This window comes from Ruegeria sp. YTSC199 (genome assembly GCF_059609725.1).
Window position 1 is genome coordinate 93,154 of sequence record NZ_JBXWMF010000005.1, and the last position, 21,861, is coordinate 115,014.

At 57.4% G+C, this 21,861-nt stretch carries 19 protein-coding genes and 1 tRNA gene; 4 read left to right on the forward strand and 16 right to left on the reverse strand.

What is annotated here, in order from left to right:
* Positions 1–39 precede the first annotated feature (39 nt).
* From AC2FEE_RS06310 to AC2FEE_RS06335, 6 genes are all read right to left on the reverse strand, one after another.
* Positions 40–1,449, reverse strand: a complete 1,410-nt coding sequence (locus AC2FEE_RS06310) for a hypothetical protein (RefSeq protein ID WP_496863817.1) — start codon at positions 1,447–1,449, stop codon at positions 40–42.
* The gene (locus tag AC2FEE_RS06315) at positions 1,446–2,192 is read right to left on the reverse strand and encodes a methyltransferase domain-containing protein (RefSeq protein ID WP_496863818.1); all 747 of its coding nucleotides are present in this window, start codon (positions 2,190–2,192) and stop codon (positions 1,446–1,448) included. The genes AC2FEE_RS06310 and AC2FEE_RS06315 overlap by 4 nt, the downstream gene beginning before the upstream one ends.
* Positions 2,193–2,201: 9 nt before the next feature.
* Positions 2,202–2,588: a GtrA family protein gene (locus AC2FEE_RS06320; RefSeq protein ID WP_496863819.1), complete on the reverse strand. Its 387-nt coding sequence runs from the start codon at positions 2,586–2,588 to the stop codon at positions 2,202–2,204.
* Entirely contained in the window at positions 2,585–3,544 is a 960-nt protein-coding gene (locus AC2FEE_RS06325) for a glycosyltransferase family 2 protein (protein ID WP_496863820.1), read from the reverse strand. The genes AC2FEE_RS06320 and AC2FEE_RS06325 overlap by 4 nt, the downstream gene beginning before the upstream one ends.
* Positions 3,545–3,861: 317 nt before the next feature.
* Positions 3,862–4,596, reverse strand: a complete 735-nt coding sequence (locus AC2FEE_RS06330) for a LysR substrate-binding domain-containing protein (RefSeq protein ID WP_496863821.1) — start codon at positions 4,594–4,596, stop codon at positions 3,862–3,864.
* 6 nt (positions 4,597–4,602) lie between these two features.
* Positions 4,603–4,734, reverse strand: coding sequence for a LysR family transcriptional regulator (locus tag AC2FEE_RS06335; RefSeq protein WP_496863823.1), 132 nt, complete (start codon positions 4,732–4,734; stop codon positions 4,603–4,605).
* Positions 4,735–4,857: 123 nt separating this feature from the next.
* On the opposite strand from AC2FEE_RS06335, the gene AC2FEE_RS06340 reads away from it, so the two are divergent.
* Entirely contained in the window at positions 4,858–5,565 is a 708-nt protein-coding gene (locus AC2FEE_RS06340; RefSeq protein WP_496863824.1) for an SDR family oxidoreductase, read from the forward strand.
* Positions 5,566–5,599: 34 nt separating this feature from the next.
* Here AC2FEE_RS06340 and AC2FEE_RS06345 read toward each other — a convergent pair.
* From AC2FEE_RS06345 to pyrH, 10 genes are all read right to left on the reverse strand, one after another.
* Positions 5,600–5,689 (reverse strand) — tRNA-Ser (locus AC2FEE_RS06345).
* 90 nt (positions 5,690–5,779) lie between these two features.
* Entirely contained in the window at positions 5,780–8,221 is a 2,442-nt protein-coding gene (locus AC2FEE_RS06350) for a DUF3772 domain-containing protein (protein WP_496863825.1), read from the reverse strand.
* Positions 8,221–9,255 carry a cysteine synthase A gene (locus AC2FEE_RS06355; protein WP_496863827.1) on the reverse strand — a complete coding sequence of 345 codons (1,035 nt, stop codon included), beginning with the start codon at positions 9,253–9,255 and terminating at the stop codon, positions 8,221–8,223. The genes AC2FEE_RS06350 and AC2FEE_RS06355 overlap by 1 nt, the downstream gene beginning before the upstream one ends.
* 69 nt (positions 9,256–9,324) lie before the next feature.
* Positions 9,325–10,440 carry an NUDIX domain-containing protein gene (locus AC2FEE_RS06360; RefSeq protein WP_496863829.1) on the reverse strand — a complete coding sequence of 372 codons (1,116 nt, stop codon included), beginning with the start codon at positions 10,438–10,440 and terminating at the stop codon, positions 9,325–9,327.
* A 31-nt stretch (positions 10,441–10,471) separates the two neighbouring features.
* A complete protein-coding gene (locus AC2FEE_RS06365) occupies positions 10,472–10,912 on the reverse strand; it encodes a TrgA family protein (protein ID WP_496863830.1) in 441 nt (146 codons plus the stop codon).
* 16 nt (positions 10,913–10,928) lie between these two features.
* The gene (locus AC2FEE_RS06370) at positions 10,929–12,137 is read right to left on the reverse strand and encodes a class I SAM-dependent methyltransferase (RefSeq protein WP_496863831.1); all 1,209 of its coding nucleotides are present in this window, start codon (positions 12,135–12,137) and stop codon (positions 10,929–10,931) included.
* Positions 12,138–12,198: 61 nt separating this feature from the next.
* Complete coding sequence (locus tag AC2FEE_RS06375; protein WP_496863832.1) at positions 12,199–13,632, reverse strand: cryptochrome/photolyase family protein; 1,434 nt, start codon at positions 13,630–13,632, stop codon at positions 12,199–12,201.
* Positions 13,633–13,680: 48 nt separating this feature from the next.
* On the reverse strand, positions 13,681–14,907 hold the full coding sequence (locus AC2FEE_RS06380; RefSeq protein ID WP_496863833.1) for an aminotransferase class V-fold PLP-dependent enzyme: 1,227 nt from the start codon (positions 14,905–14,907) through the stop codon (positions 13,681–13,683).
* A 256-nt stretch (positions 14,908–15,163) separates the two neighbouring features.
* Positions 15,164–16,750, reverse strand: a complete 1,587-nt coding sequence (locus AC2FEE_RS06385; RefSeq protein ID WP_496863834.1) for a BCCT family transporter — start codon at positions 16,748–16,750, stop codon at positions 15,164–15,166.
* A 208-nt stretch (positions 16,751–16,958) separates the two neighbouring features.
* A complete protein-coding gene (gene pyrH, locus AC2FEE_RS06390) occupies positions 16,959–17,711 on the reverse strand; it encodes a UMP kinase (protein WP_496863835.1) in 753 nt (250 codons plus the stop codon).
* Positions 17,712–17,808: 97 nt separating this feature from the next.
* Between pyrH and miaA the strand changes: the two genes are divergently transcribed.
* The 3 genes from miaA (at position 17,809) to AC2FEE_RS06405 (ending at position 21,850) form a co-directional block, all read left to right on the forward strand.
* Complete coding sequence (gene miaA, locus AC2FEE_RS06395; protein WP_496863837.1) at positions 17,809–18,702, forward strand: tRNA (adenosine(37)-N6)-dimethylallyltransferase MiaA; 894 nt, start codon at positions 17,809–17,811, stop codon at positions 18,700–18,702.
* A 309-nt stretch (positions 18,703–19,011) separates the two neighbouring features.
* A complete protein-coding gene (locus tag AC2FEE_RS06400; protein WP_496863838.1) occupies positions 19,012–20,682 on the forward strand; it encodes an ABC transporter substrate-binding protein in 1,671 nt (556 codons plus the stop codon).
* A gap of 121 nt (positions 20,683–20,803) precedes the next feature.
* Positions 20,804–21,850, forward strand: coding sequence for an ABC transporter permease (locus tag AC2FEE_RS06405; RefSeq protein ID WP_496863839.1), 1,047 nt, complete (start codon positions 20,804–20,806; stop codon positions 21,848–21,850).
* Positions 21,851–21,861 lie beyond the last annotated feature (11 nt).

Here is a 21,861-nt window from a genome sequence, read left to right on the forward strand (position 1 = left end):
TTTTCCCGGCCCGGCCAACGAGACGCTGATCGAATCGTTTCAGGAAACGGCGTCGGGCACGGGCAGCAGAATGAACACGTCTTGTCCCACGGGTTGGACGACCGGGGCCTCTTTCGGGCCTTTCGCGTCAAAAGGCGGCTCTACATCCATGCAACCCTTTGGCTTGTCGTCGCAGATGAAAACCGTGGCCCCCGTCAGATAGGCCAGCCTGAGCCGCAACCCTCGGGTTTGCTGAATGGCCGCCTTCCGCGCACCGTGAACCGCCATATAGTCGCCATAGACATAAATGGTTTCAGTACCTTCCGGCACAGCGTTGGCCATTTCCTTGGTGGTGTACTGCCACAGCGGGAATGCAAAGTACGAGGTCTTCGCAATCGCCAGAATGTTGAACAACAACACGCACAGGATCGCGATGCGGGCAAGGCTCAACCACCTGCCACCGGACTTCGACAGATGAACGGCAACCGAGACGATAGAGAATCCAAACAAAATCCACACCCAGCCCAGCGTTCGCAGCGGCACCTGAACACCGGACATCAGGGCCTTGCCCACAAGCGGTGCCAGCCCCGCCAGAACAGCTGCAAGAACAGCGACGGCAACAAACCGGTTCCAAACGAACAAGGCCAACCAGGCCGTCAGGAACATAAGCGGAATGACAGCACCGTGTTTCGCCTCGCCCCCACCCATCTGGTCGAGGGCTTTGTGCAGATAAACCTTCTGCTTTTCGATGTTCGCCAGCAGATCGGCAAAGGAATGCACTTCGGTCGGTTCGCGCCATTGGGCAACCGGAATGCCGAACACCCCGTGATAGATGTAATTCAGCGAATACACCGCCAACACACCCAAGGCGAGGCTGACAACGAATACTCCCAGCGTGATTGCCATGCTTTTATAGGTTTTGGGCGCCTTGCGGGACAACAGAACCAGGGTAAGCAGCAGAAACGGGTAGGTCGTATAGGCCATAAAGGACAACGGCACTGCCACAACCAAAAGAGCAAGCACCTTGCGATGCGGAAGAAAGACAACCGCCACCGCAAATAGCGCGACCACCCAAACACCCGGCAACAGCGTATTGAACCAGAAGGACATCAGATAGGCGGGGATTGAAAGAGCCACGAAAATGGCAAGAAACCCCTTGTACCAGCCATCAACTTCACGATCCAAAAGGCTCAGCGCTGTTGCGGCGGAAAATAGCGACCATCCAATCAGGTAGAGGATAAAATGGACCGGGGATGGCAGAAAAACCGGTCTGAATTGCCACCAGTAGTTCAACCAGCGCCCCTCATCCAGCGTCTTCAACAAGGCTGCCTTGCGCGTGCCAAGCAGTGCAGGAAAGTCATCATGCCGAACGAACGGGTCCTCGATCAACGGCAGATATACCAGGACCAGTAAAGAAAAGCACAGCACGAACAGACGTACGAACTCATGCTCCAGGGGTCGGGTGTTCATTCCTTGCCCCCGTATGAGCGCGCAATGATCGACGCCCGTGCCTGTGCGATCGCCGTAACTGTCGTGCGCGGCAAACGGCGTACGACCATCTTCCGCAGGTTCCAGCCAATTGAGCCCACTTCCTTGAGCGCTCCGTCGGCTTTGGTCTTCAGCACCTCGAACGGTAGCTTTGCTGCACCGGATTCGTTGGCGTAGAGAACCGAATTGTAACGATACCAGGGCTCGATGCTGGTATCGCCGAACAGCACCGGACGCAGGCAGTCATAGGCCGTGTACCCACGGTCGGCGAACAGGTCCTGCCAGAATGAAAGCGGTTGCTCATTAATGTGGAACTCGCCCCCCTGCCCCGGAACCGCCGCCGAGAACAGGACCAGATCGGCATGAGTCGTCAGGCTTTGCACCAGACTGACCGAGGCCTTATGCGGCAGGTGCTCTCCGACCTCCAGAGACTGGGCCAGATCGAAACGCCGCCCAAGATCAATCGGCTGAACAAGGTCCTTTCCGAAAAAAGCATCAGTGGGGATGGCCAGCCTTTCGCGATCCACATAGTCGCCATCGACGCCCGCGATATCGGTGCAGCCAGCCGCCGACCATTCCGACAACCAGACCCCCCGACCACATCCGAAATCGATCACGCTTTCCGGTTTGATCCACGCCTGAAGACAGTGGATCAGGCTGTTGGCGGAACGCCGCGCGCCTTGATCGATATAGTCAAAGAACTCGTTGGAATAGATATGTGACATGACTGATCTCTAGATTGAATTTCGCTCGCGATAGACCCAAAGACGAAGGATCACAAAGTTGAGGATCGGCAGGACTACGACAACCGAGGCGGCCGAGACGGTCTCGGGCAACCCCATACGTGGCCCGATGATCCCGGTAATTGCCGAAGACACGACCAGCCCGACCCCGATCATGCAAAGGAAGCGCCCGAACTGTGCCGGGATCGCCAAAGGCTTGCCAAAGGTCCAGGCGGTCTGGCCGACATACTGGATCAGGATGGCAGACCCAAAGGCCAGCAGGTTCGCGATCCAGGGTGAACCCAACAGGTGAAGCAACCCCAGATAAACCACCATGTAATAGGCAGCCACCCCGGTCCCGACGACCGCAAAACGAAATATGCGGCGGCGTTCGGTCATTTTTGTCTGGCTATATGCTCAACGACGGGCTCGACCGCATCCCCGGCTTGCTCGTCGACAAAAAACAGCGGTCGGCCCTTGGCCTCGACATAAAGACGACCCAGGTATTCACCCATGATGCCAAGAGTCAGCAACTGGATGCCCGAGAAAAAGCTGATGATCAAAACGGTCGAGGCCCAACCGGCGACCGTATTGTAAAGAACAAGCGACCCGAACACGTAGACTCCCATTAGGGCAGCAACAATCAGGGTCAGAAAGGCCATTCGCGTCGCGATCTGAAGCGGCTTGATCGAGAAACTGGCCAACGCATCAAAGGCAAACCGGATCATCTTGGACAGAGGGTATTTTGTTTCGCCAGCCACACGCGGATCGCGGATATATTCGATACCGATCTGCCGGAACCCAGCCCAAGCGAACATCCCACGGATGAACCGCGCGCGTTCGGGCATTTGCAGCACGGCGTCCAACGCCCGTCGCGTGACCAGACGAAAATCGCCGGTATCGTTGGGAATCGGCACATCGGACAGCCGGTTCAGCACGCGGTAGAACCCGTGGGCTGTCACCTTCTTGAACCAGCTTTCGCCCTTCCGCTCGCTGCGGCGTCCATAAACCACGTCATAGCCGCGATCCATCATCGCCATCATGTCCGACAACAACTCGGGCGGGTCCTGCAAATCGGCGTCGAGCATGAAGATCCGCTCGCCCTTGGCCGCCATCAGCCCAGCTGTCAGGGCTACCTGATGGCCGCGATTCATAGACAGCTTCAGACCACGGATCGCAGAATGGTCCTTGCACTGCGCGCAGATCGCGTTCCACGTGTCATCGGTCGATCCGTCATCAACCAGCACGATCTCGGCGTCGCCTTGCCAGGCTTCGGTTGCAGCGATCAACCGTTTGACCAGCATGGGGATCGAGGCCTCCTCGTTCATGCAGGGGACGACAACGGACAATAACATTGAACCTCCGACCGAGATTTTCGTCCGAACCTCCGCGATCAGATCGCATTTTTTCGGAACTGGCTGCTCGTGTTTTTTTGTTTCACTTTTGGTTGCGGCTCTTGATATCCCAACAATTGGCTTTCGCTAATTGGTCCGCGCGAGATTTCGGGGGTTCGTTACCGTCGCGACACATAACCTGGCCCGAAAACCCGCGATGAAGGTGACCGCACTTTATTCCGCCACAGTTTTGCACCGGGGATATGGCAGCAATGGGCCTTTCTTGCGTCATTGATCGGGTGTTTGCACATCGTGATGCCTGATTGGTCCAAGGTCTGTCAGACCTGCGCACGCAGCCATGCACGCACAGCGGCAACGATCCGTGGGTTTCTGGGGGCACGCGGGATAACGACGTGGTACCCTTCCTGCACCTCGGTCGAAAACGAGACCGGCTGGCACAGGCGCTTTGCCCGAAGATCACCCTCGACAAATTCACGGTTGGCCAGCGCCACGCCCTGCCCGGCAATCGCGGCATCTATGGCCAAAGATGTCTGGCTGAATGCCATCGTTTTCAAACCGGCTGGCGGCACCTCACCCAGTGCGGCCTCCAGAAACAGGGGCCACTGACCATGGGTATCTTCCAGCAGGACATGGCCAAGCAAATCTGCGGGTGACCGGATCGGACTGCCTCCCGAAGCCAGATCGGGATGGCACACTGCAATCAGGCCAGCGGCAAACAAGGGCTCAGAAATCAGCCCCGGCCCAAACGGCGGTTTTCCCTGACGAACTGCTATATCGACCCCATCCGTCTGAAAGTTTGCCAGCGCGTTTGACGCATCCAGCCGGAGCCGGATGTTCGGATGATCCTGCGAAAACGTCCCCAGTCTTGGTACCAGCCAGCGTGTAGCAAAAGATGGTGTCGAACTGATTGCAACAACGGCGCTCTGCGGCGACAGATTGGCTGTTTCCTCGGCCATCACGTCAAAGGCGCGGCGGATCGGAGCAAGGTATTTCCGACCTTCATCCGTCAGGGACAAGCCTCTGGGTTTTCGGTCGAAGAGTTTGATATTCAACAGTTCCTATAACGACCGAACATGTTGAGCAACAGCACCCTGCGTAACGCCAAGTTCCTCGGCGGCACGGCTGAAGTTCAGATGACGCCCAGAGGCCTCAAAAGCCTTTAACGCATTCAAGGGCGGTAATTTGCGCATTACCCGAGCACCCTATTCAATAGATTTTCTACAGGATTAAGGCAGAATTACTGATTGGTCAAACGTCGCGCCACACACCATGTTGGTTTCAGACCATTTGCATTAATCGAACGGAGGCAAAACATGTCTGAGAAGAAAGTCGAGATCATCATGGGCGGCGGCAGCGGCATGGGGGCGGAAAGCGCACGCCGACTGGCGGCCGAAGGGTTCAACGTCGCGATCCTGTCGTCCTCGGGAAAAGGCGAAACCCTGGCCGCTGAGCTTGGTGGCATTGGCGTAACCGGCACCAACCGGTCAAGCGCAGATATGCAACTTCTGTTGGATGCGGTCCTGGACAAATGGGGCCGCGTCGATGTGCTGGTAAACTCGGCTGGCCACGGACCCCGCGCGCCGGTTCTGGAAATCAGCGACGAAGACTGGCACGAGGGGATGGAGGTCTATTTCCTCAACGCAGTACGCGCCACGCGGATTATCGCACCTGTCATAGTCAAGCAGAATTCCGGCGCGATCATCAACATCTCGACCTTTGCCGCGTTCGAGCCGGACCCGGTCTTCCCAACCTCGGGTGTGATGCGTGCTGGGCTTGCGGCCTATACCAAATTGTTTGCCGACAAATATGCCCCCGACAATGTACGCATGAACAACGTGTTGCCAGGTTTCATCGATAGTCTGCCTGAAAACCCGGAATGGAAGGCCCGCATCCCGATGGAGCGCTACGGCAAGGCCTATGACGAGATCGCCGCCACCGTGGCTTTTCTTGCCTCGGACGGAGGCGCGTATATCACTGGCCAAAACATCCGCGTCGACGGCGGCATCACACGATCAGTCTGACGTCGGCTACGTTAACGCAATGAAATGGGTGGGATGGCGGAGAGACAGGGATTCGAACCCTGGAGACGGTTTCCCGCCTACACACTTTCCAGGCGTGCGCCTTCGACCACTCGGCCACCTCTCCGTGGGCGCGATATTTGGACCATCGCTGGGGGATTTGCAAGGGGCGATTAAAGCGAAAATTCAACCTTCCGCACATCCGCCACACACGCGGTTAAATCTCGTCGCCGTCCCCGTCACCCAAATCAGCCTCGGTCATGTCCACCGGTGTTGAAGAATGCGGATTTGGCGTGGGATTCGCGGTGTCCGACTCATGTTTCTGCTGTGGGACGGATGGCTTTTCCTGCAATGCCTCGGGGTTGCGCAGCCAGACATCGCGCTGTGCGAACGGGATCTCAATACCTTCCTCGACAAAGCGACGATTGATCTCATGGTTCATGTCGGATTTCACCGACAGCACCCAGTTCACGTCGCGCAGAATGGCGCGAATCTCGAAGTCCAGTGAATCTGCGCCAAAGCCCTGGAACACCACGCTGGGGGCCGGATGCGCCAGTACCATGGGGTGTGCATTCGCGACCTCTCCCAGGATTTTCTCAACCACGCGGGTGTCGGTGCCATAGGCCACTCCCACCGGCACAATGACCCGCCCAATGGTGTTGCCGCGGGTGTAGTTCGTGACCACACCGCTAATCAGGTCCGAGTTCGGGACGATCACGTCGGTCCGGTCAAACGTTTCAATCCGCGTAGAGCGCACCGAGATGTCGCGCACATAGCCCATCATCCCGTTAACATCGATCCAGTCCCCTTTCGAGATCGGACGTTCGACCAACAAGATAATGCCCGAAACGAAGTTTGAAACGATGGTCTGCAATCCGAAACCGATTCCAACCGACAGCGCACCGGCAACGATGGCCAACGACGACAGGTCGAACCCGGCCACCATGATGGCGACCAACGCCGCCAGGAAAATCCCGACATAACCGGTGCCCGCTGCAATTGCGTTCTGCCCGCCCGGATCGATGCTGGTTTTCGGCAGCAGCGAGTTGCGAAGGCCGCTTTGCAGCAACCGTGTCAGGCCATAGCCGACGGCGAACACCACCAGGAAAGTAAAGAAGTTGCTGGGCGAAATCGTGACGCCGCCGATGTCAAACCCAAGCAGCAGTCGAGACCAGACCTCGAGCAGGTCGGTTTGCCGCGCGCCCCAGTACAGCGCCAGAACCGGCAGGGTCAGGATGGCGATGGCAAAACCGGCCAACACTGAAAACAGCGAGTCCCGCGCGGACTCACCCTGCCCGCTCAGCCAACCATAAACCGAGGTCAGGAAACGGTGGAAGATCGCCAGTGCTGCAAAAAGCACCAGCGATTTCACCGCCGGGAAGACAATCGCCTCGGCAGCGTTGGTATAGCCGACGAGCGCCAGAATCGGGCTGGCCATCCCCAGCAGAAATAGGGCGCGGCGTAGAAATTCGATGATCTGAGTAAGACCGGCACTGCGCGGCGTTTCACTTGCCTCGGCGTCGTCCACCACCGGCCTGCTGGCCCGGATACGGCGGATACGCAGCAGGATCATAGCAGTTCCAAAAACCACCGGAAAGCTGATGACTGCCCGTGTTGCGTCCGAAATGTTCTCGATCTGATCGAACAAAAGCCCGAATTCATAGGCGATCAGAAAGATCGCCAGAATATCGAGATACACCCGCAGCTCGGTGACATTTTTGCGGGACAGGCGATTGAAGCCCTGCGCCGCCTGCGCCAGATACAGCTGACGACCGATCCAGTCATAGTAAAAGATCGTGGCGGCCCAATATGGCACGTTCTGGATCAGCAATGTGCCGCGCAGCCCCGGAAGACCGGTCATTATGATCGCCTGAACCAGCAGCCAAACGCCCAGCCAAGGCAGCAGGATGCGCAGCAGCGAAACCAGAAACGACCAGACGCCGATACCGCGCCCGCCAAGGCTGCGCATGTATTCACCCGCGGCCTCGGACCAGTAGCGCCCGTAATACAGCAAGACAGCCGCGGCGAGGGTCAGGAACAGGATGCCCAGACCGCGATCCCGCAGACGGTCCTGTACGATATTGGCCTTAAGGTTTTGTACCGATTCACCAATCAGGCCGCGTACGGATTCGACGATGTCGGTCCAGGCCGGCCCCCAATACACCGGGTTGATCGGAGATGGTCCGCGTTCAAGCAGCTCTTTTTTCTGCCTGTCGCGCAACAACCGGTCGATCTCGCTGATCAGGCCGTTGGCGCGGCTGAAGGCCTCTTCCGAGATGATCCGCGGAACCTGGAGGCTGGTCAGTTGATCCTCAAGGTGGGCCCGCAATTTGGCGATTTCTTCGGGTTCGGTCGCGTCGCCTTCGGGCGCGGGTCCAAGCGCCTTGATCTGGGCATCCAGCGTCTGGATGCGATCCGTATTGGCGCTGCGTGCCTGGTTAAAGTCTTCACGATAGTTGTGAATTTCGGACCGCAGGTTTTCAAGCGCCGCGTTCGACGTTCTGTCGGCTTCGATTTCGGTCTCGGCACGGTCCGCCGTTGCAAGCCAATTCTGGTAGTACTCGCTTTGCTGATCGGTCAGCTCGGCGGCCACGGGGCCGCCCAGCATGGCAAAGCAAACCAGAAAGAGCGCTAGAAACAGGCGGACCTGCCGCAGCATCATACGTCCTCGAATACGCCGGGGATGCTGCGTGGGGCCTCGGTCATCCAGCCCGGCACCGGCAGCTCCTTTTCACGAAGAAACTCGGGGTTGAACAGTTTGGACTGATAGCGCGTGCCATAATCACACAGGATCGTCACGATGGTATGACCCGGCCCCAGATCCTTGGCCAGACGCACAGCACCGGCCATGTTGATTGCAGTTGAGCCACCCATGACCAGACCTTCTTCGCGCAGCAGATCAAAGATGTAAGGCAACGCCTCGTTGTCAGTCATCTGATAGGCAAAGTCGGGCTTGAACCCTTCGAGGTTCTTGGTGATCCGCACCTGCCCGATTCCTTCAGCGATCGAGCTACCCTCCATCGCGATCTCACCGGTGGTGTAGTAGGAATAGAGCCCCGCTCCCATCGGATCGACCAAAGCGATCTTCACGCCTTTGGGCTGCAGCGCATCGGCCACACCGGCCAGCGTACCGCCCGATCCGACCGCGCTGACAAAGCCATCTACCTTGCCGTTAGTCTGTTCCCAAATCTCCGGGCCGGTGGTTTCGACATGGGCCTGACGGTTGGCGACGTTGTCGAACTGGTTTGCCCAGATCGCGCCATTGGGTTCGGTCTGCGCCAGTTCCTCGGCCAGACGGCGCGAGTAATGCACAAAGTTATTCGGGTTGCGGTACGGAGCGGCCGGAACCTGCACCAGTTGCGCACCCGCCAGGCGCAGCATGTCTTTCTTTTCTTCCGACTGGGTCTCTGGGATCACGATCACCGTCTTGAACCCCATCGACGCGCCGACCAGCGCCAGACCGATGCCGGTGTTACCCGCTGTGCCTTCGACGATGGTTCCGCCAGGTTTTAGCTCACCACGCGCGACAGCGTCACGGATGATGTAAAGCGCCGCGCGATCCTTGACCGACTGACCCGGGTTCATGAACTCGGCCTTGCCGAGTATTTCGCACCCGGTCTCTTCACTGATGCGCTTCAGCCGGATCAACGGTGTTTTCCCGACCGCGTCGGCAAGGTCTCGTGCAATGCGCATGGCGCCCTCATATCATTACGTATCAACGAAGATTTACAGATGCCGTGCGACAACCACAAGCGGCGATCCTCACCCCCGCAAACGGTCGCGATGCCGGGCCAGCCAGTTGGCCAGCGACAGCAGAGGCAAATCCTTGAATTCGTTGCTGTCTACCTTCTGCATAAAGGTATCGTAAGGAAGAATTTGCGTGCGAATATCCTCGCCTTCGGATTCCAGCCCGCCATTGTCAATGGTCCGGGTCAGATCACCCAGTCCGACATAAAGGTAGATGTACTCGGTCGACGACCCGCTAGAGGAATAGGCCCCGCCTGCATATTCCAACGCGTCCAGTGTGACCTGCGCCTCTTCCAGCGCTTCACGGTATGCAGCCTGTTCCGGGGACTCTCCAGGGTCGATCATGCCGGCAACCGGTTCCCACATCCACGGCTCGGGATCGTCGATCAGAAAAACCGGCGCTCGGAATTGCTCGACCAGCAGAACAGCATCACGGACCGGGTCATAGGGCAGTACGACCACGGCGGCCCCTTGCATCAGTCCGCTTCGGTGCAGAACCGGCCCCATTGTCCCGTCATGCTGACGGTGCTGAACCTCAAGTTCTTCGATGCCGAAATAGTTTACATAGGCGCGCTTGTGGCTTTGCACGATAACGTCCTTGGCCGTGTCGCGCGGATCGCCTGTCCGACGCTTACGCGCGGCCAGTCTGGCCCAGGCGCGGGTACGAATAGGCGCGAAATTGCGGGCTATCGTTGCCGCATCGACCCTACCGTAATAAGCAAGCTCTTCCTGTGCGGCCAGAAGGGTCACTTCGGACCATTCATCGACCCAGCCCTGCAGTGACCACGGCCCATCCTGGGTCCAGAGCCCGGGCTCGGGAAAGAACACGCTGGTACCGGCCCATGATCCGTCGGCAAGCTGAACGTTTCGCGGGCTGAGATCATAGTCAAACCCGCCTTCGTAGTAGGCCAGCCTGTTCAAGTCCTCTTCGGTAAACCCCTGCACCAGCAGACCTTCGGCCTCGCTGCCTTTCTGCGGCACAATCATCGGAAAAGCCTGTCCAGCCACGGCATAAACAGCGTGATCTGGCAGGCTGGCCTGCGACACCGTCAATTGCGACAAAGGGCGGCCAAGCACAAGCTCAAGCAGCGGCTGATGCCTGAGTGTGCCGTAAAAAAACAAATCGGACACTGGACTGAAACTCGCGCTGAATTCCGGAGGATTAACGCCAGCGGCGGCTGGCTTCTTCGGTTGCAAGGCCAGCGATAAGTGCTCCGATCAGCAAAGTCCACAGAATTTCCGGCGCCAGCAGAAACTTGCTGTATTCGATCCCGTTTTTGAAAATACCGATCAGGGCATCGAACGGCCCATCATAGCGATGGCGCATGGCCAGCCGGAACATCTCGTTGCAGCCCTGTACAAAAAGACCCCAGAATACAAGTGCGGCAATGCCCGTCAGCCCGTTATTGACCGCTCCGGTCCAGCCCCGGCCAACGCGCCTTCCCATGATCATCCAGCCACACACCAACCCAATGATCATGTTGACAGTCGTGAACGCGCCGTAATCCTTACCCTCTTCGCCGTTGTCGATGATCATGCCAGAAACGATAAAGGCCACCACCAACAGGCAAATTGCAGCAACGAGACGCGGAGCACTAGGCATTCGGTATTTCCGTTTGTTAACTGGGTTTTGCTATAGTGATCTGTGTCACATCGCAGTTACCAGTGTCAAAGGCTGCGCCACAAGCGGTCAAATAATAATTCCACATGCGGCGGAAACGCTCATCAAATCCCATTTCGGCAATTTCGTCCCATTTTTCATTGAACGTATCGTACCAACGGCGCAGCGTCAGATCATAGCTTTTGCCAAATTCCCGAGATTTCACCACGTTCAACCCCGCCTCCGAGACCTGCTCTTTCAGGATTGAAGGCGTCGGAAGCATTCCACCCGGAAAGATATATTTCTGAATAAAATCAACGCCATTCTTGTAAATGTCCCACCGGTGATCCGCAACGGTGATGATCTGCAACGTCGCATGCGCACCGGGTTTCAGACGCTCGCGCACGGTTTCGAAGTAAACCGGCCAGTATTTTCGTCCTACGGCTTCGAACATTTCGATCGAGGCGACCCCGTCATACTGGCCCTGCTCATCGCGGTAATCCTGCAACTTGAGCTCAACAAGGTCGGAAAGTCCCGCTTTTTCAATGCGCTGTCGCGCAAAATTCAACTGTTCCTGGCTGATCGTCAGACCTGTGACCCGAAGGCCACGTTCTTTCGCGGCATATTCGGCGAAACCACCCCAGCCGCAACCGATCTCAAGGATGTGATCGCCGGGCTTGGCACCCATTTCATTGACGAGGCTGGCGTATTTGGCAGTTTGCGCTTTTTCCAGACTTTCCTGCCCTGTCTCGAACAGCGCGCTGGAATAGGTCATCGTTTCATCCAGCCACAAACCGTAGAAGTCATTCCCCAAGTCGTAGTGATAAGAGATGTTCTTCTTGGCCTGTCGACGATGGTTCCGGTGCAGCCAGAAACGCAGTCGTTCGTACGCCTGCACCAGAAACTTACCGGTGAAATCGTCATACACAGTCTCGGTGCCCAGATGCACCAGATCCATGAAGGATCGCAGGTCCGGGGTGCTCCAATCACCTTCCAGGTAGGCGTCGGAAAAACCCAGTTCGCCTTCGCGGATCAGACGCGCAAAAACGTCCGGGTCGTGGATATCAACCCGAGCGACCGGCCCGGGTTTGGACCCTTCGGACCGAAAAATCCGGCCGTCAGGCAACGCGATATCCATCCGACCGGACTCCATCCGGTTCAGCATCTTGAAAACTTGACCAAAGTACCTGGGCAGGTCTTTCTGCCCTTCTGTTGTCGTTAGGATCATCCGCTCTCCCCTGTGCGGCCTTGTTTCAAAGCTAGGTCGACTTTGTGTTTATGGCAAGTTTTCAGTTCCTTACCCGGTTTTTTCGGCCATCATAGGCCGCCAAAGCCCGCGCCCGGCCAACGGCAAGATCTACTATTGGCTCCGGGTAGTCAGATGCGGGATCAAGCGCCCATGAGCGCGGCACCGCTTTATAGTACGACAGTGCACTGGCCGAGGGCGCAGCCTGCCCTTCGGCAATCCACCGTTTCAAATAGGCTCCGTCAGGGTCGAATTTTTCCTGTTGAGTCTGCGGGTTAAAGACCCGGAAGAACGGCGAGGCATCAGGCCCCGAGCCTGCAACCCACTGCCACCCCATCGCATTTGCTGCGGGGTCCCAGTCGATCAGACACTCAGCAAACCAGTCCATGCCGATTTTCCAGTGTGTCATCAAATGCTTGGTCAGATAACTGGCCACGATCATGCGGGCCCGGTTATGCATGCGACCGGTCACGTACATCTGCCGCAACCCGGCATCCACCGCCGGAATGCCGGTGCGCCCCTGTTTCCACGCAACAACTTCGGGATGGCTTTCATCCGTATTCCACGGGAAAGCGTCCCATTCCTGTTTCCAGTTTCCGGTCAGCAAGTGCGGCGTATGGAACATCAGGTGATAGGCAAACTCGCGCCAGACCAGTTGGCGCAAATAAGCGTCGGTACCTTGCGTACCATTCATTGCGGCACGCTGGATCGCGTGCCACACGCTGCGCGGGCCGATCTCACCCAGAGACAGGTATTCGGACAGATTTGATGTACCATCCAGATCCAGACGATCCCGATCCGTCGAATAGTCAGAGATTCGGTCCAAAAATACATGCAGTGTCTCAAAAGCCGCGCTTTCGCCAGGCCGCACGTATGAGGCAACAATTTCGCCCCCGCGCTTCATTGACCGACCCAATTCCCATGCGGCCAAATCATCGGATCCCGGCCAATTCCGAGGCCTAGGGATCGCTACAGGCGCAGCCTCGGGCGCGGCGACGTCCCGCCTCTGAACGGCCCGCCACATCGGAGTGAAAACCCGAAAGGGCTGACCGGTCTTGGTGGCCACGGTCCACGGCTCGAACAACAAGTGGCCGGCAAAGGACGAAGCCTCGGCGCCCTGCCTGGTCAGAACCGATTTAATACGGGTGTCTCGTACAATTGCGTCGGGGTCATAGGTCCGGGACCAGTAAACAGTTGTCGCACCTGTTTCCGCGATCAGGGTCTGCAATTCAGTCAGAGCGTCCCCGCGCCGCAGGATCAGGCGACTGCCAGCCGTTGCAAGGGATTGGCCCAAGACCTCGAGCCCAAGTCCAAGACGCCATTTTGGTGCCGCGCCCAAAGCCTCGACAAGGTCATCCAGAATAAAGACCGGGATGACAGGACGCCCAGTTCGAACCGCCGCACTTAACGCGGGATGGTCCGACAGGCGCAAGTCCCGTCGGAACCACATGATGATCGGAGATTGAGTGTTTTCCATATCCGCCCGATTGTTTTCTTCGTATTACGAAGCCGAACGAAAACCGGATCACAAAACAGCGTCAAGTGCATTCAATAACTGATCAATTTCCTGTTGAGAAGTATAGTGCGTAAAGCTGACCCGCAGCACACCTTGCTTCGCGTCCACTCCCATCGCCTGCAGCGGACGCACGGCGTAGAAATCACCGCCACCCGCCATGACCCCGTGATTTGCGAGATCGGCCGCGACGGTCTCGGCGTTCCGGCCCAAGGCCAGTGCAACGGTGGGCGCGCGGCGTGTTGCGTCCGATGTCCCTATCAGTCGAACAGTATTGCGATCCTTGACCGCGTCCAGAACCGGTTGCAGCAAGGCCACTTCCTGACCGCGCATCAGGTCATGCACGAACGCTCCGCGTTGGGTCGCGTCCCCGTCGGGTCCATTGTGGTGATCGCACAGCAGATCGACATAGTCCGCCATACCCGCGCTGGCCGCGATCTGCGCGTGATCGGGTCCTGCCGGGGTGAACCGCTTGTACAGCACATCACCGTTGAAAAAATGCGCCTGATTGGGCAACAATTCCCCAAGAGATCGCCGGATCACCATGCAGCCCTGATGCGGGCCATAAGTTTTGTAGGCCGAGAACAGATAGATATCCGGCCCCAGGTCACCGACATTCGGAAACCCATGCGGCGCGTAAGACACGCCGTCCACGCAGACAAACGCCCCCGCCGCGTGGGCAATGGCAGTGATGTCCGTGACCGGGTTGATCTCTCCGATCACGTTTGAGCAATGCGGGAAGCAAACCAGCCGGACTTTTTCATCCAATAGGTTTTCAAGGTCCTGCGGGTTCAGCGAACCGGTTTCCGGGTCAATCTGCCATTCACGGATTTCGATCCCGTCCTCGGCGAGACGCCGCCATGGGCCCGAATTGGCCTCGTGATCCTGATTGGTCACCACGATGGCTTCGCCGGGCCGCATCCACTGCCGAAACGCCTGCGCAAGTACATAGGTGTTTTGCGTGGTCGAGGGGCCAAAGCTCAGTTCATCGTTATCCACACCCAAAACCGCAGCCATGCGGGCGCGGGCCTCGTCCATCTCTTCTCCGGCCAAACGACTGGCGTCATAGGGGCCATAGGGCTGCACTTTACGCTGCGTGTAATAGCGTGTCAGGCGGTCGAGCACGGGTTTGCAAGTGTATGACCCACCAGCGTTTTCAAAGAACGCCTGCCCTCGCAGGCAGGGCTCGGAAAAAGCCGGGAACTGAGCCCGAACGAAATCGATATCCAGAGTGCTCATGGCACGCTTCTCCTCATTCATGCTTCGTGTTCCGATAAGGTGCCCGCGCATGATTTCGGACAACTCGGAAATCACGGCAGGTCTTCCAGCCCAACCACAGCCCCGGTCAAAACCACAGGCATGGGCAGTCTTCCCAGGCAGGACAGGCCACCCGGAGGACGTGGATACTTAGACAGGGGCGGCGACATCGGTCAACCCGGCCCCGATCAAAAAAAGCCCCGACGCTTGGCCGGGGCTTTTGGAAAAGCTGATTAACTCAGCGGCGACGTTTTTCGTTCGCCAAGCCGATGAAAATCGATACGCACATCAGCACCAGCACGATCGCGAACGGAAAGCCGGTTGCAATCGCGGCGGCCTGCAAGGCGCCAAGCCCGCCGCCCAGCAACAGTACTACAGCAATCGCGCCCTCAAGGATGCACCAGAACACTCGCTGAGCGGTGGGGGCATCGGTTTTGCCGCCAGCCGTGATCGTGTCGATAACCAGCGAGCCTGAATCAGAGCTGGTGACAAAGAACACGACAACCAGGATGATGCCGACAAACGACAACAGACCGGTCATCGGGAAAGCTTCGAACATCTTGAACATCTTCAACTCAAGCGCCGCGTCCGACAGGGCTTGCCCCGAACCAGACATAACCTGATCCAGCGCCGCGCCACCGAAAACGCTCATCCACAGCGCGCCGACAATCGTCGGGATCAGGATCACGCATGTCACGAATTCGCGCACGGTCCGACCGCGCGAAATGCGGGCGATGAACATGCCAACGAACGGCGACCAGGAAATCCACCACGCCCAATAGAAGGTGGTCCAGCCCTGCATGAAGTTGGTGTCTTCGCGACCGACCCAGTTAGACAGAGCGGGCAACGCAATGAAGTACTCGATCATGCTATCGAAAAAGCCGGTCAGAATTGCGACGGTCGGGCCAACGATCAGCACCAGCAGCAGCAGAGCTGCGGCCAGGATCATGTTGGCTTCGGACAGGCGTTTCACCCCCTTGTCGAGCCCGGCAACAACCGAGATCAGAGCAAACACGGTGATCAAACCGATAAGCAACACCTTCATGCCATCCGTAATAGGAACATCGAACAGGTAGTTCAGACCGGCCAGCGCCTGCGTCGCGCCCAAGCCCAGCGATGTTGCCAGACCAAAGATTGTGGCAAACACGGCCAGAACGTCGATGATGTGCCCCAGCGGACCCCAGGTCGCCTCGCCAAACAGCGGGTAGAACACCGAACGCATGGTCAGCGGCAGACCCCGGTTAAAGCTGAAAAAGGCCAGCGCCAGCGCCACGACGGCATAGACGGCCCATGGGTGCATACCCCAATGGAAAATGGTTGCAGCCATCGCCAGCTTTTTCGAGGCTTCCGGGTCTTCCAGCCCTGCCCCCAACGGCGCCCAGTCGGTGCGCGACCCGTCTTCACCGACGGCGACGCCACCAATCGATGACCCGTAGTGCGAGATCGGCTCGGCCACACCCCAGAACACCAACCCGATACCCATACCCGCAGCAAACAGCATCGAGAACCAACCGGCATAGCTGTAGTCCGGCTTGGCATCATCACCACCCAGGCGGATCGAACCATAAGGCGTGACAATCAGCAGCAGCGAAAACACCACAAAGATGTTGGCCGCGATCATGAACACCCAGTCGAACTTGCTGGTCAGTGCCGGACGAAGCCACCCAAAGAATTCGCTCGCCTGCTCGCGGAACACGAGCGAGAAAAACACGAATGCAATGATGGTAAGCCCCGAAACGGCAAAGACAGGATTATGAACGTCCAGCCCCATGACCTGGACGTTATCCTGACCGACTTCGTAGTCGGTCTCCGTTTTATCGGACATAGTCTCTCTTCCTTCCTTCTTCGATGCTCAGGACATTCAATATCCCTTGCCGAAGAGGGTTGGCTGAGAAGACCACATATATCTAGAAAACGACAAAGCTCGCAAAAAACGAACTGCGGATTGTGCCTGTTGCGAGTCTGCAGAATCGTCATCCCCGCACAGAAAAGGCCGGGATGAAAACCCGGCCTGCACATTCAATTTGTTCGAACTAGCCCTGAACTTTGGTGTAGGTGCCCTCACCCGCCAGAATGCCCCGGAAGCCGCCGGGCTCATCCAGACCAAAAACGATCAGCGGCAGGTTGTTGTCCCGCGCCAGCGCGATGGCCGAGGCATCCATGACGCGCAGCCGCTTGGCCAACACGTCATCGTAGGTAACCGTGTCATACCGCACCGCGTCCGCGTGTTCTTTGGGGTCTTTGTCATAAACGCCGTCCACACCGTTCTTACCCATAAAGATCGCCTCACACGCCATCTCGTTGGCCCGCAAAGTAGCAGCCGTATCGGTGGTGAAATACGGGTTGCCGGTCCCCGCGGCAAAGATACAAACGCGCTTCTTTTCAAGGTGCCGAACGGCCCGTCGGCGGATGTAGGGCTCACAGACCTCATCCATGCGAATGGCCGAGATGACGCGGGTGAACACGCCAATTTCTTCCAATGCCGACTGCATACCCAGCGCGTTCATGACAGTTGCCAGCATTCCCATATAGTCGGCGGTTGTGCGCTCCATCCCCTGTGCCGAGCCGCTGAGACCGCGGAAGATATTACCACCCCCGATCACCATACAAATCTCAACGCCCAGATCGTGCACCGACTTGACCTCTTGCGCGATGCGCTGAACAGTGGGCGGGTGCAGACCAAAACCCTGATCCCCCATCAACGCCTCGCCAGAAATTTTCAGCATCACGCGGCTGTACTTTGTTTTTGGGTTCTCGGTGGTTTCGACTGTCTGGGAAAGGCTCATGTTGCGCTCCGGGCTGGCACGGGGTTAATTTCCGGCGCAAAATGAAGCAAAAACTCCGCAGGTTCAATGCGGATGGTGAGGATTGGGGCGCACCCGGATGGCCAATAACGACAGATCGCTAATTTGGGACCGCCTGCCCGCCATCGCTAACGACAAACCGGTGCTGATCGCGGGGCCGACGGCCTCGGGTAAATCGGCACTGGCCTTGCAGATCGCCGAGACCTTCGGCGGCGTGATCGTGAATGCGGATGCCAGCCAGGTCTATGATTGCTGGCGGGTGGTTTCGGCGCGACCATCAGCCGAAGAAGAAACCCGCGCGTCGCATCTGTTGTATGGTCACATCGCCTATGATCAGGACTATTCCACCGGCCACTGGCTGCGCGAGGTGACACCGCTGCTGTCCGGTGAACGGCGACCAATTATCGTCGGCGGCACCGGCCTGTATTTCTCGGCCCTGACCGAAGGAATGGCCGACATCCCCGCCACACCGCCCGAGGTTCGAGCTGACGCTGACGCAATGGACCTGCCGTCGCTGATCGCTGGTGTCGACGCGAGGACGCTGGACCGGATCGACACTCAAAACCGCGCCCGTGTTCAACGCGCGTGGGAAGTCCTGCATGCCACCGGGCGCAGCTTAAACGACTGGCAGGCCGACACTCCGCCTCCGGTTCTAGATCTGTCTGACACAATTCCAATCGTCTTTGACGTGGACAAGGAATGGCTGCTGGACCGCATCACCCGGCGCTTCGATCAGATGTTGGAAACCGGCGCGCTGCAAGAGGTCGAGGCGATGCGCGACCTCTATGATCCGTCCCTGCCTGCCTTCAAGGCTATCGGTGTGCCCGAACTGATGGCCTATCTGGATGGTAAGATGACCTTGGACGCCGCCCGTGAACGCGCGACAATTGCCACCCGTCAGTTCGCCAAACGCCAGCGCACCTGGTTCCGCGCGCGGATGAGGAATTGGAATCGGGTAGATTTCTCAAAATGATACACCAGTTTCCTGATCGATTTTTCTGAGCGATTCTCCGAAAAGGTCGAATCCGCCGGTTCACCACAGTATACATGGCGATTACACCCTAACCCGGGCATTGCGGACCTTATAACAATCCCCGGCCATGTCGCTTTTGTACCATTAATGACGATTTCGAACATTGACGTCATACAAATTCTGGGGCCGAATGGACCTATGGGGACATGCAGAACTCAAAAAAACCGTGAACCTGCTGCCGGAAACTGACCGGTTCGAGCGGTTCCAATCTTCATACAAAACAAAATATGTCATCAGGGAGAGACATTGATGAAAAACCAAACCATCACCGGAGCCCCGATTCACTGGGCCGCAGAAATGCACGCGCAGGAGTATCGTGACGGCAAACTGAACCGGCGAGAGTTTCTGGCGCGCGCCACCGCGCTGGGCGTTGCCGTGCCAGCGGCCTACGGTATGATCGGCCTGCAATCACCTGCTGCGGCGCAGGAGCCGCAACGAGGCGGTACCATTCGCTATCAGATGGAAGTTCGCGCGCTGAAAGATCCGCGGACTTATGACTGGACACAAATCGCTACTTTCACTGCAGGGTGGCTCGAGTATCTGGTTGAGTACAACAACGACGGCTCGTTCAAGCCTATGCTTCTGGAAAGCTGGGAAGCCAACGACGACGCCACCGAGTACACTCTGAACGTCCGTCAGGGCGTAAAATGGAACAATGGTGACGACTTTACCGCCGAAGATGTTGCGCGCAATATCGCCGGATGGTGCGACTCCTCGGTCGAGGGCAACTCGATGGCGTCACGGATGGCGTCGCTGATCGACGAGAGCACCCAGCAAGCCGCGGAAGGTGCTATTACGGTTGTCGACAGCCACACGGTCAAACTGAAGTGCAACGCACCGGATATCACAATCATCCCCGGCATGGCTGACTATCCCGGTGCTATCGTGCACAGCAGCCATGACCCCAACACAATGTTGGACAACCCGGTCGGCACCGGCTTCATGCTGCCTGAAAGCCACGAAGTTGGCGTGAAAGGCGTTCTGGTTCGCAATGAAGACTTTGAATGGTGGGGATATGAAGCCGGTAAAGGCGGATATATCGACAGGATCGAGTTTATCGATTACGGCACCGACCCGGCCGCTTTCCTTGCTGCCTATGAGGCCGAAGAAATCGACATGAACTGGGAGTCGGTCGGTGAATTCGTCGACATCTTTGACAGCATCGGCCTTGTTCGCTCGGAAATCCCGTCGGGTTTCACCATCGTCATCCGCCCCAACCAGCTGGCCGAAGATGCGGATGGTAACAAAATCTATGGCGACAAGCGCGTACGTCAGGCCCTTGCGATGGCTGTCGACAACGCAGTCTGTCTGGAACTTGGCATGTCCGGCTACGGTATTGTTGCCGAAAACAGCCACGTTGGTCCGATGCATCCTGAATACAACTCGGAAGTGCCTCGTATTCCGTTTGACCCGGCCGCAGCCAAAGCGTTGATGGACGAAGCCGGTATGGGTGATTTCGAGCACGAAGTTCAGTCCATCGATGACGATTGGCGCCGGAACACTACTGCGGCCGTGGTGGCCCAACTTAATGATGCGGGCATCAAGGCCAAGCACACGGTTCTGCCAGGGTCGACCTTCTGGAATGACTGGACAAAGTACCCGTACTCTTCGACAAACTGGAACCACCGCCCGCTTGGCACGCAAATCCTTGCCCTGGCCTACAAATCAGGCGTTGCATGGAACGAGGCCGGTTTTTCGAACGAAGAGTTCGATACACTGCTGGCCGAAGCAAACTCCATTTCCGATGTGGACCAACGTCGCGAAGTGATGGGCAAGCTGCAAGCGATCATGATCGACGAAGGCGTGGTCATCCAGCCCTATTGGCGGACAGCGATGCGCCATCACCGCGACAACATGGTCGGTGTCGAAAAGCACATCGCAGACCTGCCCCAGCTCTATAAATTTGGCTTGGTGGGCTAAACCCAAACTAATCAGGCCGCGCCTCAAAGGCGCGGCCTTTTCGTCCTGAACGCGGCGACACAAAAAACAGCAATGCGTGGAGCCAGTTAGCTTTCGCGCTAGCCTACCAACAGGGGCCAATATGGGACTTTTCATTCTAAAGCGTGTCGGCATCATGCTCTTGACAGCATTGTGCCTGACATTCTTGGTCTTTTTCCTGACCAACCTTTATCCCAATCTCGAAAAGCTCGCGAAAACGCAGGGCAATTTCCGGATGTCGGATGAACAGGTTGCGAGCTTTCTGGAAAAAAACGGATATCTTCAGCCGACGCCAGTCAAATACGGCGAATGGCTGGGCGTTCTGCCCTCCTATCGGCACACAAATGAGGACGGCTCAGTTCAGGGCAGATGCATTCTACCGGGTGAATCCGCAGAAGATTCCCCGAAATTCTGCGGCATTCTGCAAGGGTACTGGGGCTATTCCTCTGTCTTCAAAGAGGAAGTTTCGACCGTTGTCGGAACCCGTCTGGGCCTGACAGGCAGGCTGATGTTCTGGGTGATGTTGCTGATGGTCCCTTCAGCGCTGATCCTTGGCGTTCTTGCTGGTATGAAAGAAGGATCCGCCACTGACCGGACCCTATCGACCTTTGCGATCACCACCACGGCGACACCTGAATACGTGTCGGGCGTGATTTTTATCGCCATTTTCACCTCGTCCGCGGTGGGCCTGAAATGGTTCAAGGGCACAGCGACGCAGGCGATGGAGAACCCGACCTTTGAGAACTTCTTCTTACCGGTTCTAACGATTGCGCTTTACGGGATGGGCTACATCGCCCGGATGACCCGAGCGTCGATGACCGAGGTGATGACGGCACAGTACATCCGGACTGCACGCCTCAAAGGTGTGTCCTTCTCGAATATCGTGATGAAGCACGCGCTGCGCAACGCGTTAATCGCACCGTTTACAGTGATCATGCTGCAGTTCCCGTGGTTGCTGAACGGTGTCGTGATCGTCGAGACCCTGTTCAACTACAAGGGCTTTGGCTGGGCACTGGTTCAGGCGGCGGGCAACAACGACATTCAGTTGCTGCTGGCGATTTCGGTCGTGTCGGTCTTTGTAGTGCTGGTGACGCAGCTGATTTCGGATATCGGCTATGTCTACCTCAACCCGCGCATTCGTATTTCGTAAGGAGAGATAGA

Coding starts and splice junctions, on each gene's coding strand:
- AC2FEE_RS06405 (WP_496863839.1), top strand. CDS start 20,804: ATGGGACTTTTCATTCTAAAGCGTGTCGGCATCATGCTCTTGACAGCA.
- AC2FEE_RS06320 (WP_496863819.1), bottom strand. CDS start 2,588: ATGACCGAACGCCGCCGCATATTTCGTTTTGCGGTCGTCGGGACCGGG.
- AC2FEE_RS06400 (WP_496863838.1), top strand. CDS start 19,012: ATGAAAAACCAAACCATCACCGGAGCCCCGATTCACTGGGCCGCAGAA.
- AC2FEE_RS06315 (WP_496863818.1), bottom strand. CDS start 2,192: ATGTCACATATCTATTCCAACGAGTTCTTTGACTATATCGATCAAGGC.
- AC2FEE_RS06325 (WP_496863820.1), bottom strand. CDS start 3,544: ATGTTATTGTCCGTTGTCGTCCCCTGCATGAACGAGGAGGCCTCGATC.
- AC2FEE_RS06350 (WP_496863825.1), bottom strand. CDS start 8,221: ATGCTGCGGCAGGTCCGCCTGTTTCTAGCGCTCTTTCTGGTTTGCTTT.
- miaA (WP_496863837.1), top strand. CDS start 17,809: ATGGCCAATAACGACAGATCGCTAATTTGGGACCGCCTGCCCGCCATC.
- AC2FEE_RS06355 (WP_496863827.1), bottom strand. CDS start 9,255: ATGCGCATTGCACGAGACCTTGCCGACGCGGTCGGGAAAACACCGTTG.
- AC2FEE_RS06370 (WP_496863831.1), bottom strand. CDS start 12,137: ATGATCCTAACGACAACAGAAGGGCAGAAAGACCTGCCCAGGTACTTT.
- AC2FEE_RS06310 (WP_496863817.1), bottom strand. CDS start 1,449: ATGAACACCCGACCCCTGGAGCATGAGTTCGTACGTCTGTTCGTGCTG.
- AC2FEE_RS06375 (WP_496863832.1), bottom strand. CDS start 13,632: ATGGAAAACACTCAATCTCCGATCATCATGTGGTTCCGACGGGACTTG.
- AC2FEE_RS06365 (WP_496863830.1), bottom strand. CDS start 10,912: ATGCCTAGTGCTCCGCGTCTCGTTGCTGCAATTTGCCTGTTGGTGGTG.
- AC2FEE_RS06340 (WP_496863824.1), top strand. CDS start 4,858: ATGTCTGAGAAGAAAGTCGAGATCATCATGGGCGGCGGCAGCGGCATG.
- AC2FEE_RS06335 (WP_496863823.1), bottom strand. CDS start 4,734: ATGCGCAAATTACCGCCCTTGAATGCGTTAAAGGCTTTTGAGGCCTCT.
- AC2FEE_RS06385 (WP_496863834.1), bottom strand. CDS start 16,750: ATGTCCGATAAAACGGAGACCGACTACGAAGTCGGTCAGGATAACGTC.
- AC2FEE_RS06380 (WP_496863833.1), bottom strand. CDS start 14,907: ATGAGCACTCTGGATATCGATTTCGTTCGGGCTCAGTTCCCGGCTTTT.
- pyrH (WP_496863835.1), bottom strand. CDS start 17,711: ATGAGCCTTTCCCAGACAGTCGAAACCACCGAGAACCCAAAAACAAAG.